The organism is Bacillus sp. NMCC46 (assembly GCF_002998465.1).
Classification (GTDB): Bacteria; Bacillota; Bacilli; order Bacillales; family Bacillaceae; genus Bacillus.
Map to the genome: position 1 here is coordinate 65,905 of NZ_PVQZ01000001.1, position 16,487 is coordinate 82,391.

Sequence of the window (16,487 nt, forward strand, 5' to 3'; positions counted from 1 at the left end):
TGAAGAATTTTTTAACAGAAAACGAATAAAGATTTGACAGTTTTGTGAAACATGGTATGCTTATTATGTGAAATAATTCACATAGAGGAGTAGAGGCAGATGAAAAGAAAGCCTGTTTATGTGGAAACAACCATTCATGCACCTATAGAGAAAGTCTGGGAATATACGCAAAATCCAAAGCTTCATGAACAGTGGGATTTGCGTTTTTCAACCATTTCATTAAATGAACCCCAAAATGAACAGCCCCAATCCTTTTTGTATGAAAAGCATCTTGGGTTTGGTTTAAGTGTCACAGGGACAGGAGCGTATCGAACAAGAATGATGGATGAACGGAATGAGCGGGCATCCTCACTCAATTTCAAATCGTCGCACCCATTGTCTTTTATCAAAGAAGGCAGCGGCTACTGGAAGTATATGAAAACAAGCGATCACATTGTATTTCAAACTCAATTTGATTACGAAACGAAAGAAGGAAAAGGTTGGACATGGGCAGACCGGATTCTTTTTCGCCCGATGATAGGATTTATGACGGCCTTTAGTTTTGGCGCTTTAAAGACGTGGCTTGAAAAGGGAACGCATCCTCGGTTATTACTAGAGAGAACACTTGCTCATTACGGGATTTGTTTGCTGTTTGCCATCGTCTGGCTATGCCAAGCGGTCATCCCTTTTTCACATTCTGCTTTTGATCATAGCATGGGATTTCGATTGTTTTATGCGCTTTTAGGTGTATCATGGCTGATTCCTAAGCTGTCAAAAAAATATCTTTTCATTCTACAAAGCATTTTTTTTCTGATCATGCTTTGTATAGGGATCCTATCCCCGCAAACGACGCTTCATGAGCCGCTTGTGATGAGTGCATTTTTCATCTTGTCGATTGCAGGTATGATCAATTTAAGAGATTGTATAGATGTATTTTCCATCAAACGAAAAAGGGGAGGTAGACATGGTCGTTCATCGTCATCAAGTAAAGGATTACGATAAACTGCATCCAAAACTAAAAGAGAGATACAACCGCGCGTTTTCTGCTGAAGGCACCATGGAGGAGATAGGCGGCGGGTCAAGACTCATTCGATTGATCTTCAGAATTGGTCCATTGTTTCGTTGTTTTTTCCCTGAGAGAGGAAAAGATATTCCTTTCCAAATTGTCAATGAGCCCTTTGTGACAAATAAGGGGGAGGAAGGGATGCACTGGTATCGAACGTTTTATTTTCCAAAGCAGGAGCGGCACTTTGATGCAGATATGATCATTGATCAGAAGAGTCATACAGTACTAGACTACTTTGGAAAGCCTAGACTTCTTGTGTCAGAGCTTCATTTTACAGTAACAAAGCATGGTTTCCTGCACATTCAATCCGGCCGGCAGAAGTTTTTGATGTTCGGCAGGGAATGGCCGCTGCCTTCATGGCTTTATGGTGTGTCAGATGTAACGGAAGGCTACGATGAGGATGCAGGTGAATATACCATTGATGTCCACGTGAAAAATCGCCTGTTTGGTACTCTTTTTACATATAAAGGCCGTTTTACAGAAAGGGTGTCTCCTGATGAATAAGTGGCATTTGACCTCCAGTCTGATCTTCATGTCTTATTTTATTGCCACGCGTTTGATGACTGGTCCGATAGCAGAATTTTTTGTTCTCATGGCGATTCTATTTTTTCTTCCCGCTGCCTTACACTTTTTTGAGAAAGAAGGGAAGAATCAAAAGCCAGGGATGCTGATCGGCTTTTTAATGAAAGCCTTTCCACTAGCGGCTCTTTGTGCAACCGCTGCTTTTATCTATCATTCCGCCTGGTTTGCATCGGGCTGGCTTTTATATACATTCCTGTTGGCGTTATTTGGCTTTTCTTGTTTGCTGAAAAGAGGAATCTTTCCGCTTCATGAGCTGATGATCGATGGCGCATGGATGTATATCGCTTTAGGCGGGCTTTGGTTTTGGCTGTACACAACAGATATACAGGTGATGACATTTTCGCCGATCATTGTTCTTTTGACCGCTATTCATTTTCATTACTCGGCTTTTTTTATCCCGCTTTTTTATGGATTATTAGGGAGACAGCGAACAAAGGAGACAGCTTTATACAAAGCGGCGGGCTGGGTGATTTTGCTGTCGCCTGTGATGATTGCTGTTGGGATTAGCTTCTCCCGTCTATTTGATACGTTCAGCGTCATTCTTTATGTGGTTGCCCTCTACATATATGGAATCCTTTGTGTGAAAACAAAATTTCGGTCAACTTTCGCAAAAGGTCTTGTTGTGTTTTCTAGCTTTGTTTTAATGGGGACGATCGTGTTATCTCTTCTTTATTCAGCGGGTATGCTTATGCGCGTGACCTACATCAGCATTGATCAGATGATTTGGTTTCATGGCAGTATCAATGCTTTTTTTGTGATTTTGCCAGGTTTAATTGGCTGGTTGATCGAAGGACCGAAGGATCAATTGGAGCAGAAGGATTTTCCGATTTCGAAAGTGCATGGTCGCTTTCATTTGATCTCTTTTCAAGAGGAAAGAGTGCACGATCGAGGGAAGCTCGGTTTAGTCGATTCACTTGATGAATTAAATGGAACGACATTTTCAGCTGATCGGGTTTCACCTGTGATTCGCAGATTTTATGAGAACCCTATGGCTTTTACGTTAAAAGCAGCCGTCAGTTTCCATTGGTGGGTGAGGCCTTTTGTTTTTTTACTTCAGCCAGTGTTTAAGAAAATAGGTCAGCTTTATTTGGGGTCATCTCGTATTCCTTATGAAATGCCGGGAAGCCTTTGTAGATTTCAACACCCTAAGGAAGAAAGAGAGAATGTGCGTGCGTGGATTCGTCATAACGCAAAAGGGGAGCAAGTCTTTTTTGCACTTTATGCTCTTCATCACGATGCAGCTGCGGGTTATATGAATATTGCGCTGCCGCTTCCGTATTCTCAGCTGACTGCCATTTTAAAGCCTTTTAATGAAAAGGAATACTTTCTATTAAAAAGCACACGTCCAAAAGGCAGTACCGGTGACGAAGGATTGTATTTACATACGCCTTTTATCACCATGAAACTGCCAATGGAAGAAAGCTTTCATATGAAGCCGGAGACAGATCAAAGTCTCACAGCGGTACACCAAATGAAGCTGTTCGGTATTCCTTTTTTAACGATTCATTATCATATTGACAGCGAAAGTCATCATGTTAGTCAATGATGTCACATGGTTCACCGTGCCGAATGATGTTCACAATCGCTTGCCCATCACTCGGATGATGATCTGCATACTGGACTGGCAGCAGTGCAAAAAATACATAGTAGACTGAGAAGTAAGCAAATTGATAGAAAAATTGGTGCTCTGGCAGGAAATCATTGGCGATCATTGTATTCAGTATGAGAACACTGAGCAGGTTGCATAATGAACCGCCTAAGTAGACAAGAATGTGCGAAAATCGGTTATTTTTCCTCATTTCTTCATAGTGGCAAAATGCATCTAGAAAATAGATTCGTCTAATTTCAACGACGCCTACTTTCAACACTTTTTTGCCTCTGCCAAGAGCAAAGGAAACCTTTGCCCCAAACATCCACGCGACCACAATATGGCCAAGCTGATGCAGGATGGCAACGATAGGAAGAATGACGAAAAACGACCAGCAAAACGTCCACATATCCGATAATGTAAACAAGTGTGAACCCTCCCCAATATATTCGGGAGGAAGCAGTAGGATTATTTGCCATTTTACTGAATTCATTTTCAGGATGCAAACATTTAATACACGACTATAAATTTATTATGTAAACTAAAAGGGTGATTTTAGCGCTGAATAGGCTTTTTGAACCTCCTTTTTGACGAAATGAATGTGCTACAATGGATAATCAATAGATTACGTTACCTTTCGTGAAGGGGAGAGAGTCATATGGCAGATATTGAACAGTTTTTGGCGTTAGATATTCGTGTTGGGACGATCATAGAAGCAGAATTTTTTGCAGAGGCAAGAGTGCCTGCGTTGAAACTCAAGATTGATTTTGGTGAAGAAATTGGTGTAAAACAATCTAGTGCTCAGCTGACAAAGCGTTATACAGCGGAGAATCTTACCGGCAAACAAATTGTAGCAGTCGTTAATTTCCCGCCAAGAAGAATTGCAGGGTTCAAATCAGAAGTGCTTGTCTTAGGAGGCATGCAATCAAAAGAAGACGTGGTTTTGCTAGCCACAGATGAACCGGTTGAGAATGGAACAAAAATAGGGTAAGAAAAAAGACATCTTCTTCAGAAGATGTCTTTTGCGTATTGAGGCGGAATAACCACACGCCACATTCGTGTGTGTCTCAAAGAGACATGTTACCCGACTTACACAATTCAGCTCATCGCTTGATTAATATAGCATGGGATGAGCTTGAATGCAACCATTAAATGAATTCTTTCAGATTTTCATGTCATTTTACAAGATGAATGACAAGAAATCGATTATTTGGATTATTTTTTCAAAAAATATTGAAAAGTCAGATCAGATTTTATAAAATGAATTCATCTTAGTTTGTTTGGTCAATAAACTAAGATGAATTTCAAGCATTGATTCCTATATTGAAGGAGATGATTCCGTCATTCAACTGATTTGCTGCTTAAATGGGCTAAGCTGAAAGGATGAGATGTTCAGCTACATTTTTACAACAAATTGAAAGCGCTTTATATTTCCCGCATTGATTGCTGCTGCCCTCCATCATCTGTTCGTTAGAAGAGGCTAAGTGAAGAAGGGAGAAAGCTCATGGTTAGTGAGAATTTAAAGAAGATTCGTATGTCTGAAAAAGTGGGATATGCTTCAGGGGATTTCGCATGTAATTTGATTTATGCAACTGTCTCTACGTATCTATTATTTTTTTATACAGATGTGTACGGTTTATCAGCGGCAGCAGCAGGGACGATGTTTTTGGTTGTTCGCGCCATCGATGCGCTTGCAGATCCATTTATTGGTGCATTGGTGGACCGGACGAACAGCCGTTTTGGCAGGTTCAGACCTTACTTGTTATTCGGTGCGTTTCCTTTCGTCGTACTTGCCATCCTTTGCTTTACAACACCTGATTTTTCCGAAATGGGTAAACTCATTTATGCCTACATCACGTATGTTGGTTTATCGCTTACATACACATTCATCAACGTTCCTTATGGTGCTTTAACTTCCGCAATGACAAGAAATAACCAAGAGGTTGTCAGTATTACGTCCGTTCGTATGGTTTTTGCCAATCTAGGCGGTCTAGTTGTGGCTTTTTTTGTTCCTTTTCTTGCGACCTTTTTAAGTGATACGACAGGAAATACAGCACTCGGCTGGCAGATGACGATGGCTTTTCTCGGCGTTCTTGGCGGTGCATTACTGATTTTCTGTTTTAAAAGCACGAATGAACGTGTCACACTTCAAAAGCCAGAGGAAAAGATTAAATTCAGTGATATCTTTGTCCAGTTGCGAGTGAATCGTCCGCTTGTTGTATTAAGCATTTTCTTTATTATTATTTTTGGTGTGAACTCGATCAGCAACTCTGTTGGGATCTATTATGTGACGTATAACCTTGGCAGAGAAGATTTAGTGAAATGGTACGGACTCATTGGCAGTCTGCCAGCTTTAATGGTGCTGCCGTTTATTCCTAAGCTGCACAAGCTGTTAGGAAAGAAAAAGCTGCTGAATTATTCTTTATTGCTGAATATCGTAGGTCTTCTTGCATTACTTGTGATACCGTCGAGTCAAATCACTTTAATACTTGTTTTTAGGCTCGTCGCTGCTGCGGGGAGTATTACAGCCGGTGCTTACATGTGGGCACTTATTCCAGAGACTGTTGAATATGGCGAATATAAAACAGGGAAAAGGATGGGCGGGCTCATCTACGCAGTCATTGGGTTCTTCTTTAAATTTGGGATGGCATTAGGCGGGATTGTTCCGGGGCTTGTACTCGATCGATTTGGCTATGTCGCGAACCAAATACAGACACCTGAAGCATTACTTGGCATTTTAATCACGGTAACGGTGATTCCTGTATGCTTACTGATTTTAGCGATGATTGATATTAATTTTTACAACCTAGATGAAGAAAAACACAAAAAAGTTGTAAGGGAGCTTGAGAATAGGGATCAAGTATATATCGATCATATGGATGATTTTAAAATGTAGGTCGTGAAGAGGAGGAAGTTGAATGAAAATTACCAATCCAGTGCTCAAAGGGTTTAACCCGGACCCAAGTATTTGCCGTGTAGGAGAAGATTATTACATGGCGGTCTCTACATTTGAATGGTTTCCAGGGGTGCAAATTTATCATTCGAGGGATTTAGTCCATTGGCGGCTTGCTGCGCGTCCTTTGCAAAAAACGTCGCAGCTGGACATGAAGGGGAATCCTGATTCTGGCGGAGTATGGGCACCGTGCCTAAGCTATGCAGATGGTCAGTTTTGGCTCATTTATTCAGATATCAAAGTAGTGGATGGTCCATTTAAAGATGGTCATAATTATTTGGTCACGGCAAGTGAAGTGGATGGTGATTGGAGTGAGCCGGTCCGTCTCAATAGCTCTGGCTTTGATCCTTCTTTATTTCATGACCAAAGCGGCAAGAAATACGTCTTAAATATGCTGTGGGATCATAGGGAAAAACACCATTCCTTTGCGGGTATTGCCCTGCAAGAATATAGCGTGTCGGAAAAGAAACTCATTGGTCAGCGGAAGGTCATTTTTAAAGGCACGCCGATAAAATTGACAGAAGCGCCGCATCTTTATCACATTGGTGATTACTATTATTTATTAACAGCAGAAGGAGGTACCCGGTACGAGCATGCGGCAACAATTGCCCGTTCCTCGCAGATTGAAGGGCCTTATGAGGTTCATCCTGATAACCCCATTTTAAGTGCTTTTCACGCACCTGAACATCCGCTTCAAAAATGCGGGCATGCTTCCATCGTTCAAACGCATACAAATGAATGGTATTTGGCTCATCTCACTGGCCGCCCCATTCAATCAAGCAAGGAATCTATTTTTCAACAGAGAGGGTGGTGTCCTTTAGGAAGAGAAACAGCGATTCAAAAGCTCGAATGGAAGGATGGCTGGCCGTATGTTGTGGGCGGAAAAGAGGGGGCGCTGGAGGTTGAAGCGCCAGCGATAAACGAAAAGGTTTTTGCTCCTACACACCATACAGTCGATGAATTTAAAGAATCAACGTTAAATAGACACTTCCAAACATTAAGAATCCCTTTTACTGATCAGATCGGTTCATTAACGGAAGAACCTCAGCATTTAAGGTTATACGGACAGGAATCACTAACATCTAAGTTTACTCAAGCTTTCGTTGCAAGGCGCTGGCAAAGCTTTTATTTTGAAGCAGAGACAGCTGTTTCGTTCTTTCCAGAGAATTTTCAGCAAGCTGCTGGTCTTGTGAATTATTATAATACGGAAAATTGGACAGCGCTTCAGGTGACATATGACGAGGAACTTGGCCGCATTCTTGAACTATCTGTCTGTCAAAACCTTTCCTTTTCTCAGCCGTTGACACAAAAAATCGTCATTCCAGAGGAGGTCACGTATGTGTATTTAAAAGTGACCGTTCAGAAAGAGACATATACCTATTCTTATTCTTTTGATCAAAGAGAATGGAAGGAAATTGATGTGTCATTTGAATCAAGCCATTTATCCGATGACTTCATTCGAGGAGGGGGATTTTTTACAGGGGCATTTGTCGGCATGGAGTGCCAGGATACAAGCGGCGAGCGTCTTCCTGCTGATTTCAACTATTTCCGTTATGAGGAAACAGATAAATAAAAAAGACAACACGCTAAGAGCTGTCTTTTTTATCTATGAACCTGTCATGGTGAGAGGGTGGCATCTTGCAGGAAAGCTTCAATGACTAAAGATGTCATCCCTAATACCGGTGCGTTGTGTCCTAATGACGAAGGAAGCAGCTCTACATGTGAACTGAATTGCGTATCCATCCTTGAGGATACCTCCTCTTGAATCACACGTAAAACCGTTGGCTGTGCTTCAATCACCTTGTTTCGTAAAATAATCGCTTGCGGGTTAAAGGTATGCAGGACGTTTGTGAGACCGACGCCAAGGTAAAAACCAAAGTTGCGCAGGGCATTGAGCGTTTTCATATCATTTAACGTCGCCAGCTGTTCCAAGTCTTGATGGGAGATGGGCTGATCATTTGTTTGAAGGGACTGAAACAAGGCTTTCTCAGATGCATACAGCTCCCAGCATCCACGGTTTCCGCAGCTGCATGTTGGTCCATTAAAGTCGATGGTCATATGTCCCATTTCACCAGAAAAGCCGTATGCGCCTCTGTATAAATGATGATTGATAATGATCCCGATTCCAATGCCAGTGCCGATGCTGGCATAGATCAAATGATCATAGTGTTTAGCAGCGCCAAAGATTTTTTCACCATATGCACCCGCGTTTGCTTCATTTTCAATGAAGACGGGTACTTGGAAAGCGTCTTGGAGCGTTGTTTTCAGGTCAACATTTTTCCATTTGGAATGAGGCGTAAACACGATTTGTTCATCGGTATCCACTAACCCAGGTATACATAGGCCAATACCTATGAGCCCGTATGGGGAAGAGGGGATTTGTGCCATCAACTGCTGTATTAATTCAATTAAAATGCGTATGGTCACATCAGGAGAGCTTGATGGGAGCTTGATCTGCTCTTCATGAAGAATGGACCCTTCGAGGTCGGTTAAAATGCCGTTGACATAATCAACGCCGACATCAATCCCGATGGAGCAGCCAGCACGTTTATTAAACATCAGTAAAACCGGTCTTCTCCCGCCGCTAGACTCACCTTGACCGATCTCATAGACGAGATGCTCTTTCATTAATGTACTTACTTGAGAGGAAACAGTCGATTTATTTAATCCAGTGCGTTCAGATAATTTTGCTCTGGAAATTGGCGCATGCTGGAGAATTTCTTTTAATAATAGCTTTTGATTTATTTTTTTCACAAAGTTCTGATCAGCAATATCCACGTTATTCACTCCATTTGTTTCGTCTTTAGATTAAGTTGAAAAAAAGCTGTTTTTGTTCGCCTGTATTCTGTAAGAAGGATGATTTTAACTTTATTATAACGAAAATATTTCTAAAAAACTAAAAAATATGGAAAATTCAAAGTGAATTGATCATCAATTGAACATTAGTTTGTTGAATCAACTTACTAAGTATATTCATAGGAGGAATAAAAAATGGTCAACTCAAATATGAAAACGTTACACAACTTAGAAGGAATCGGAAAAATACAATATGAAGGAAAACAATCAAAAAATCCACTCGCTTTTAAACACTATGATCCAAACGAAATGATTGGCGGAAAAACAATGAAAGATCACCTGCGCTTCTCAGTCGCTTATTGGCATACATTGACTGCAGATGGAACAGACATGTTTGGAACTGGCACGATGCAGAGAGCCTGGGACTCCTATAGCGGAATGGATTTAGCGAAAGCTAGATTGGAAGTGGCCTTTCAACTTTTTGATCTATTGGATGTTCCGTATTTTTCCTTCCATGACCGTGACATTGCACCGGAGGGAGATACGCTTCAAGAGACCAATCAACAATTAGACATCATTTTAGATAGAATGAAAGAATACATGCGGGATAGCGGAGTAAAGCTGCTCTGGAACACGGCCAATATGTTCAAACATCCTAGATTTGTACACGGCGCAGCGACATCTTGTCATGCAGATGTCTTTGCCTATGCGGCCGCACAGGTGAAAAAAGGCATCGAAACAGCTAAAGAACTCGGCGCTGAAAACTACGTTTTCTGGGGAGGACGAGAAGGATACGATACTCTGCTGAATACAGATATGAAAAGAGAGCTTGACCACATGGCGTCGTTCTTGCATATGGCTGTTGATTATGCAAAGGAAATTGGGTACACTGGCCAATTTTTAATTGAGCCTAAGCCAAAGGAGCCAACCACTCATCAATACGATGCAGATGCAGCGACATCTATCGCCTTTTTAAAGCAATACGGATTAGATTCACATTTTAAATTGAATATCGAGGCCAATCACGCGACGCTTGCCGGTCATACGTTTGAGCATGAATTACGAGTAGCAAGAATACATGGATTGCTCGGTTCTGTGGATGCGAACCAAGGGAATACGCTGCTCGGCTGGGACACTGATGAATTTCCAACAGATTTATATGCCACAACTCTTGCCATGTATGAAATTCTGCAAAATGGCGGACTAGGAACTGGTGGTCTCAATTTTGATGCAAAAGTTAGAAGAGCTTCTTTTGAGCTTGAAGATATTTTGTATGCCCATATTGCGGGTATGGATGCATTCGCAAAAGGACTGCGGGTCGCTCATAGACTCATAGAAGATCGTGTGTTTGAAGATGTGATAAAGCACAGGTATCGCAGTTTTTCTGAAGGGATTGGCCGTGACATTTCAGAAGGAAAGGCAAACTTTCATACATTAGAAGAGTATGCGCTCAAACACCCTTTGATCAGAAACGAATCGGGAAGAGAGGAACAGTTGAAAGCCCGGTTAAATCAATATTTGTTAGAAGATTGATTGAAGGAGCGGACCTGTTTTGAAGGAGTGAAGACATGAAGTATGTGATGGGAATTGATCTTGGAACGAGCGGAGTCAAAGCAATATTAGTAGATGAGAATGGAAAGGTGTGCTGCGAGGCCTCTAAGTCTTACCGCCTCATTCAAGATAGACCTGGATATTGTGAGCAGAACCCAGAGGATTGGGTTGAGCAAACAGTGGCTGCGATGAAAGAACTGATGGCAAGACAGCCTGTTCATTCAAAGAAAGTAGAAGGCATCAGCTTTTCTGGACAGATGCATGGTCTGGTTCTTTTAAATGAATCCCGCAAGGTACTCCGCCCTGCGATTTTATGGAATGATACACGAACGACAGCGCAATGTACACGCATCACAAAAAAGCTGGGGGAACGGCTGCAAAAGATCACGAAAAATCAGGCGCTAGAAGGATTTACACTGCCAAAATTATTATGGGTAAAGGAACATGAACCAGAAATTGATCAACAAATCGACATGTTTTTACTCCCGAAAGATTATGTCAGATTTCGTTTAACAGGGTCTGTTCATATCGATTATTCTGATGCGGCTGGCACATTGCTGTTAGATATTGGAGAGCAAAAGTGGAGTGAAGAGATTTGTCAGGCATTTGATATTCCTCCTCATATTTGTCCGCCGCTTGTCTCATCAGAGGAAGAGGTCGGTACACTATTGCCGCACATTGCACGTGAGGCGGGGATCGAAGAGGGTGCAAAAGTCTTTGCTGGCGGGGCAGACAATGCTTGCGGAGCAATTGGAGCTGGCATTTTATCCTCTGGCCGCACGTTATGCAGCATTGGCACATCTGGCGTCATTCTCTCTTACGAAGAGGATCATGAAAGAGCGCTTCAAGGAAACTTGCATTTGTTTCATCATGCAAAAAAAGACGCTTTTTACACAATGGGTGTCACCCTTTCAGCAGGATATAGCCTTAACTGGGTAAAACACTTACTGGCTCCAGAGGAATCGTTCCAATCGCTTTTAGAGGGTGCGGTTGATGTCGCGCCAGGAGCGAATGGATTGCTCTTTACGCCATATTTAGTCGGGGAGAGAACACCTCATGCGGATTCTACCGTTCGTGGAAGCTTGATTGGATTAGACAGCAGACATGAAAGGACACATATCGTAAGGGCTGTGCTAGAAGGGATTACCTTCTCGTTAAATGAATCCATCGCCTTATTCCGGCAAGCAGGGAAACACATAGATTCTATTGTCTCCATTGGGGGCGGCGCGAGAAGCCGGACATGGCTTCAAATGCAAGCAGACATTTTTCAGGCTGAGGTCATCCAGTTAGACAATGAACAAGGGCCTGCTTTAGGTGCAGCTATGCTGGCCGCCGTTGGCTGCGGATGGTATCCGTCGCTTGAGGCATGTGCAGATCAGTTTATTCATCAAGCTGCTGTCTATGAGCCAGAGCAGCAGCATGCAAGTATATATGCTGATCTATTTCATCTGTATCAAAAGATCTATACACAAACAAGAGACATCCATGCCGGGTTAGAACAATACCGTTCTGTCTAGCAAGAAAGGTTACATGAAAGGAGGTGATGGGCTCGTTTCATCTTAGAGAAGGCAGAATAATATGATGAAAAAAGGAGAGGGATGAAAAATGAATTTGAAAAGATTGAGGCTGTTGTTTGTGATGTGTATTGGATTTGTGCTGACACTGACTGCTGTACCAGCTCATGCGGAAACGATTTATGATAATAGAATAGGCACACACAGCGGATACGATTTTGAATTATGGAAGGATTACGGAAATACCTCAATGACACTCAATAATGGCGGAGCATTTAGCGCACAATGGAACAATATTGGAAATGCTTTGTTTCGAAAAGGGAAGAAGTTTGATTCCACTAAAACTCATCATCAACTTGGCAACATCTCCATCAATTACAACGCAGCCTTTAACCCGGGCGGGAATTCCTACTTATGTGTCTATGGCTGGACACAATCTCCATTAGCTGAATACTACATTGTTGAGTCATGGGGCACCTATCGCCCAACAGGAACGTATAAAGGATCATTTTATGCCGATGGAGGCACATATGACATTTATGAAACGCTACGTGTCAACCAGCCTTCTATTATTGGGGACGCTACCTTTAAGCAATATTGGAGTGTACGTCAAACAAAACGTACGAGCGGAACTGTATCCGTCAGTGAGCATTTCAGAAAATGGGAAAGCCTAGGTATGCCAATGGGGAAAATGTATGAAACAGCATTAACTGTAGAAGGCTACCGAAGCAATGGAAGTGCAAATGTGATGACCAACCAGCTGATTATTCGATAAAACCAAATGAAAAAAAGCCAGCAGTTTTTGCTGGCTTCAGCGTGTAGACAAACCCTCGCATTCGTTGTCAGGTCTGCGCGCTGGTGCTCACGAATGTTAAATTCGCTCCGCGCCAGTGCTCGCCCTTCCTAGACTTCAAAGGTTTTCTATCACGCTGAAAAGAAGACAAAGTGCTAAAATAAAAATCATTTTAGCACTTTGTCAACAATCTAAAGCCAGCAGTTTTTGCTGGCTTTTCTTCTGTCTATGATAATTTTTCAACTTCCACTCTGCCAGAAAAGAACGTCGCGCCGCCGCCCATATCTGCCAAGCGATCTGGTGTTAATCCATTGACTAAATGTTTTTTGCCTTTTTGATTTGCCCATAATCCTTGACTGACCACAACACCAGATAATACATTTTGACCGACTGATACGACCAGCTCACATTCTCCTCGATCATTCAGCACACGCACCATGTCACCATCTTCAATCTGTCTTGCCTTTGCATCTTGTTCATTCATATGAAGCTTAGGAAATTTCTCAAGCTTTTGATGCTTTTCATGAAGTGAGAAGGTTGAGTTAAGAAAATTATGATTCGGACCTGGTATAAAGGTAAGCGGATATTCACTTTCCTGATAAAGGGGCATATAGGTTGGTAGTGCTGGATAGCCGTCTTTTTTCATTTGTTCAGAATAAAGCTCAATTTTCCCGCTTGGAGTAGAGAGCTTTAAGTCTTGGAAAGGTCCTCGTTTTGCTTTGATCCATTTCTTTTCTTTTAATGCTTCGTACGAAATGTCCTCATAATGCGGATTTTCCGGATGGTGAAGGGCTTGTTCCATGAGCTCCGCATCTGTCTCGCGGAAGGCTTCATCTTCAAAGCCCATCGCATGGGCTAACAGGCGGAACACTTCCGTATTGGATTTACTTTCTCCATAGCGTTCAATCACCGGCTCTTGAATTTGAATATAATGGTGCCAGTATGATGTATAGAAATCCTCATTTTCAAAAGCGGATGTTGCCGGCAGGACAATGTCTGCATACGCAGCTGTCTCTGTCAGAAATAGGTCATGAACCACTGTAAATAAGTCCTCTCTCAGCAAACCTTCTCTTACTTTATTTGCTTCAGGTGTCACAACGGCTGGGTTGCACGAGTAGACAAAGAGTGAATCAATGGAAGGCGCTGCATTCGTCAGCACACTGCCTAGCTGATTCATATTAAATGATCTTGGCGTGCGTTCCTTTAACAGATCCGGCCGCTGAAGAGCGGTTTCATTATAACTGAGAAAAGAAGAGTTTGATTTCATCGCACCGCCGCCCTTGTAGAGCCATTGACCAGTCAGAGCAGGGAGGCAGGAAATGGTTCGAATACTCATCCCGCCATTATCATGGTGCTGCAAACCATTGCCAATGCGAATGAGAGATGGCGATGTCTCTGCGTACATTCTCGCAAGTGTAAGGATGTCCTCTTTAGAAACCCCAGTGATACCCTCAACGGTGTCTGGATCATACTGCTTCACATGCTCGCGCAGCTCTTTATGACCGGTTGTATATTCCTCTAAAAAGGCTTCATCTGTCAGTCCTTCTTTAAAAAGGACATGCATGATGCCAAGGGCAAGTGCGCTGTCAGTACCAGGTCGAAGCGGAATAAACCAATCTGCCATCCGTCCGGTTTGGTTCTTGTGAACATCAATCACGACAATCTTTGCTCCTTGCTTTCGCGCTTTTTGTGCGAGGGTGATTTGGTGCATATTGGTCGACACAGCATTGATGCCCCAAAAGATAAATAGTTTCGTATGAATGGTGTCTTCTGGGTCTGTCCCGATGCTTGCACCCATTGTATATTTATAGCCAGTCGTTCCTGCTGACTGACAGATGGTCCGGTCTAACTGACTTGAACCAAGACGATAGAAAAAGCGGCGGTCCATGCCTTCTGCATTCAGATTGCCCATGTTCCCATAAAAGCTGTAAGGCAGAATACTTTCTGGACCTTTTTCTTCAACCAGCTTTGTCCATTTTTGACGAATGGTTTCAATGGCTTCTTCCCACGTAATCGGTGCAAATTGACCATCGCCTTTGCGTCCAACACGTTTCAAAGGAGTGGTCAGCCGTTTTTCATCATATAAACGGGCTGTGACATTCCGCACCTTGTTGCATATGTTGCCTTGGGTAACTGGGTGGTCTGGATCTCCCTGCACTTTTACGATCTTTCCATTTTCTTTATGTATCAAAAGACCGCACTGATCCGGGCAATCTAACGAACAAACTGATTTGAATATTCCGTCTTTCATTGCTGTATAATCGGTCATGAATTTTTGGCTCCCTTTCTGCATTCCGTTATCACTTTGTATGGACTTTATTTTAGCATGTTCGGAGATGGAAGGTAAGAAAGAGATGATGAATTGAAGAAAATGAAAAAGCCCCTCAAAAGGGACTTTTAAAAACGGGTGACCTGTACAGGAAATTCTTTTACCCCAAAAACAAATGTGCTTTGAATGGGTTTTAGCTGATCTGCCGCACAGGTGATGTCTTGAAACGTCTGGAGTAAAACCTCAAGGGCAATGTTGCTCTCAAGGCGGGCTAGCGGTGCACCGAGACAAAAATGAATGCCAAAGCCAAAGCTCATATGCGGATTTGATTTCCGGTCAAGTCGGAACGTATCTGGATCGTCAAATTTCTGTTCATCGCGATTTGCAGAAGCGACCCAGCTAATGAGATAGTCACCTTTTTCAATTTTTGAGCCTGCAATCTCCACATCCTCGGCCGCGATTCGCCCAATGGCTTGAACAGGCGGGTAATAGCGTAACGTTTCCTCGGTCAATTGAGGAATAAGAGAGAGGTCCTGCCGTACTGCTTCGGCGATATGCGGCTGCTCTGTAAGCAGTCGTACTGCATTTGTAATTAAATTGGTCGTTGTCTCATTACCAGCAACAAGTAATAGAATACAAAAGCCAAGCAGTTCATTCTCGGTTAAACGCTCACCATCGATTTCCGCTTGAATGAGAAGTGAGATCAGGTCATCAGCAGGGGAGTCTTTTCGTTTTTGGATTAAGTGAGCAAAATAAGAGGACAGCTCTTCCTCTGCGCGTTTCTGCATATCGACAACTGCCTGAATGGCTTCTTTTGATTCATCCTTAGCACCTGCCACTAGGGCATCAGAATGTTTCTTAATCAGTTCTCTATCTTTTACCTCTGCACCGAGAAGCTCAGCAATAATCATCACAGGCAGGGGAGCTGCTAGATCTTGCACGATATCAAACGTACGTTGATCCTTGACTTGTTGCAGCAGGTCATGTGTCAGGTCTTTAATCTTACCTTCTAATTGCTTGATCGCTTTTGGCGTGAATGCTTTATTCACGAGTGCTCTCATCTTTGTATGTTTTGGAGGGTCCATTGTTAAAATACTCGTTTTCGAGGTGCTTCTTCCTCGCTGTGATGAGAACACTTTCGGCTGCTTGAGAACAGACTGGATATCCGCATATCGAAAGAGATCCCAGCACTTTCTTGTTTCATCATATCTCATATCACTCTGCGCACGTAGCTCATTGTAAATAGGGAATGGGAAAAGAAGGTCATCGGTAGAACGGATTTCTTTCATTGGAATGACATTGACATAGTTTTCTTTCACTTTCATTATGAACGCTCCTTTTTCACTTGGTTTCTCTTTCACCGTATCACCAGTAAAATGTCATTTCAACGGACATG

At 42.5% G+C, this 16,487-nt stretch carries 13 protein-coding genes; 9 read left to right on the forward strand and 4 right to left on the reverse strand.

Annotated features, from left to right (window positions below; genetic code table 11):
* Positions 1–99: 99 nt before the first annotated feature.
* Genes C6Y01_RS00385 through C6Y01_RS00395 form a run of 3 tightly spaced genes read left to right on the forward strand, consistent with a single transcriptional unit; the run spans position 100 to position 3,173 of the window.
* Entirely contained in the window at positions 100–981 is an 882-nt protein-coding gene (locus C6Y01_RS00385; RefSeq protein WP_106037682.1) for a hypothetical protein, read from the forward strand.
* Positions 944–1,549, forward strand: coding sequence for a DUF4166 domain-containing protein (locus C6Y01_RS00390; protein WP_034660903.1), 606 nt, complete (start codon positions 944–946; stop codon positions 1,547–1,549). Before C6Y01_RS00385 ends, C6Y01_RS00390 begins: the two co-directional genes overlap by 38 nt.
* Complete coding sequence (locus C6Y01_RS00395; RefSeq protein WP_106037683.1) at positions 1,542–3,173, forward strand: YndJ family protein; 1,632 nt, start codon at positions 1,542–1,544, stop codon at positions 3,171–3,173. The genes C6Y01_RS00390 and C6Y01_RS00395 overlap by 8 nt, the downstream gene beginning before the upstream one ends.
* Here the strand turns inward: C6Y01_RS00395 and C6Y01_RS00400 are convergent.
* Complete coding sequence (locus tag C6Y01_RS00400; RefSeq protein ID WP_034660901.1) at positions 3,163–3,642, reverse strand: site-2 protease family protein; 480 nt, start codon at positions 3,640–3,642, stop codon at positions 3,163–3,165. The genes C6Y01_RS00395 and C6Y01_RS00400 overlap by 11 nt on opposite strands.
* Positions 3,643–3,873: 231 nt before the next feature.
* On the opposite strand from C6Y01_RS00400, the gene csaA reads away from it, so the two are divergent.
* The 3 genes from csaA to C6Y01_RS00415 all read left to right on the forward strand — a co-directional run bounded on the left by csaA (position 3,874) and on the right by C6Y01_RS00415 (position 7,741).
* Positions 3,874–4,206 (forward strand): chaperone CsaA, encoded by a 333-nt coding sequence (gene csaA, locus C6Y01_RS00405; RefSeq protein ID WP_106037684.1) that lies wholly within the window; start codon positions 3,874–3,876, stop codon positions 4,204–4,206.
* Between the two features lie 513 nt (positions 4,207–4,719).
* Positions 4,720–6,111, forward strand: coding sequence for an MFS transporter (locus C6Y01_RS00410; RefSeq protein WP_106037685.1), 1,392 nt, complete (start codon positions 4,720–4,722; stop codon positions 6,109–6,111).
* Positions 6,112–6,133: 22 nt separating this feature from the next.
* The gene (locus C6Y01_RS00415; protein ID WP_106037686.1) at positions 6,134–7,741 is read left to right on the forward strand and encodes a glycoside hydrolase family 43 protein; all 1,608 of its coding nucleotides are present in this window, start codon (positions 6,134–6,136) and stop codon (positions 7,739–7,741) included.
* 44 nt (positions 7,742–7,785) lie between these two features.
* Here C6Y01_RS00415 and xylR read toward each other — a convergent pair whose 3' ends face one another.
* On the reverse strand, positions 7,786–8,946 hold the full coding sequence (gene xylR, locus C6Y01_RS00420) for a transcriptional repressor XylR (protein ID WP_034660898.1): 1,161 nt from the start codon (positions 8,944–8,946) through the stop codon (positions 7,786–7,788).
* A gap of 213 nt (positions 8,947–9,159) precedes the next feature.
* Here xylR and xylA point away from each other — a divergent pair, with 213 nt between their 5' ends.
* The 3 genes from xylA to C6Y01_RS00435 all read left to right on the forward strand — a co-directional run bounded on the left by xylA (position 9,160) and on the right by C6Y01_RS00435 (position 12,804).
* Complete coding sequence (xylA, locus tag C6Y01_RS00425) at positions 9,160–10,497, forward strand: xylose isomerase (RefSeq protein WP_034660897.1); 1,338 nt, start codon at positions 9,160–9,162, stop codon at positions 10,495–10,497.
* A gap of 35 nt (positions 10,498–10,532) precedes the next feature.
* Positions 10,533–12,032, forward strand: coding sequence for a xylulokinase (gene xylB / locus C6Y01_RS00430; RefSeq protein WP_034660896.1), 1,500 nt, complete (start codon positions 10,533–10,535; stop codon positions 12,030–12,032).
* Positions 12,033–12,120: 88 nt separating this feature from the next.
* Entirely contained in the window at positions 12,121–12,804 is a 684-nt protein-coding gene (locus tag C6Y01_RS00435; protein ID WP_034660895.1) for a glycoside hydrolase family 11 protein, read from the forward strand.
* Positions 12,805–13,048: 244 nt separating this feature from the next.
* Here the strand turns inward: C6Y01_RS00435 and C6Y01_RS00440 are convergent, their stop codons facing one another.
* Positions 13,049–15,091 carry a molybdopterin oxidoreductase family protein gene (locus C6Y01_RS00440; protein ID WP_106037910.1) on the reverse strand — a complete coding sequence of 681 codons (2,043 nt, stop codon included), beginning with the start codon at positions 15,089–15,091 and terminating at the stop codon, positions 13,049–13,051.
* A gap of 128 nt (positions 15,092–15,219) precedes the next feature.
* A complete protein-coding gene (locus tag C6Y01_RS00445; protein ID WP_034660894.1) occupies positions 15,220–16,416 on the reverse strand; it encodes a cytochrome P450 in 1,197 nt (398 codons plus the stop codon).
* Between the last annotated feature and the right edge of the window lie 71 nt (positions 16,417–16,487).

Bases quoted from the DNA above. Each gene is read 5' to 3' on its own strand.
- C6Y01_RS00385 (WP_106037682.1), top strand. From the start codon at position 100: ATGAAAAGAAAGCCTGTTTATGTGGAAACAACCATTCATGCACCTATA.
- C6Y01_RS00445 (WP_034660894.1), bottom strand. From the start codon at position 16,416: ATGAAAGTGAAAGAAAACTATGTCAATGTCATTCCAATGAAAGAAATC.
- xylA (WP_034660897.1), top strand. From the start codon at position 9,160: ATGGTCAACTCAAATATGAAAACGTTACACAACTTAGAAGGAATCGGA.
- C6Y01_RS00440 (WP_106037910.1), bottom strand. From the start codon at position 15,091: ATGACCGATTATACAGCAATGAAAGACGGAATATTCAAATCAGTTTGT.
- C6Y01_RS00395 (WP_106037683.1), top strand. From the start codon at position 1,542: ATGAATAAGTGGCATTTGACCTCCAGTCTGATCTTCATGTCTTATTTT.
- C6Y01_RS00415 (WP_106037686.1), top strand. From the start codon at position 6,134: ATGAAAATTACCAATCCAGTGCTCAAAGGGTTTAACCCGGACCCAAGT.
- xylB (WP_034660896.1), top strand. From the start codon at position 10,533: ATGAAGTATGTGATGGGAATTGATCTTGGAACGAGCGGAGTCAAAGCA.
- C6Y01_RS00410 (WP_106037685.1), top strand. From the start codon at position 4,720: ATGGTTAGTGAGAATTTAAAGAAGATTCGTATGTCTGAAAAAGTGGGA.
- C6Y01_RS00435 (WP_034660895.1), top strand. From the start codon at position 12,121: ATGAATTTGAAAAGATTGAGGCTGTTGTTTGTGATGTGTATTGGATTT.
- csaA (WP_106037684.1), top strand. From the start codon at position 3,874: ATGGCAGATATTGAACAGTTTTTGGCGTTAGATATTCGTGTTGGGACG.
- C6Y01_RS00390 (WP_034660903.1), top strand. From the start codon at position 944: ATGGTCGTTCATCGTCATCAAGTAAAGGATTACGATAAACTGCATCCA.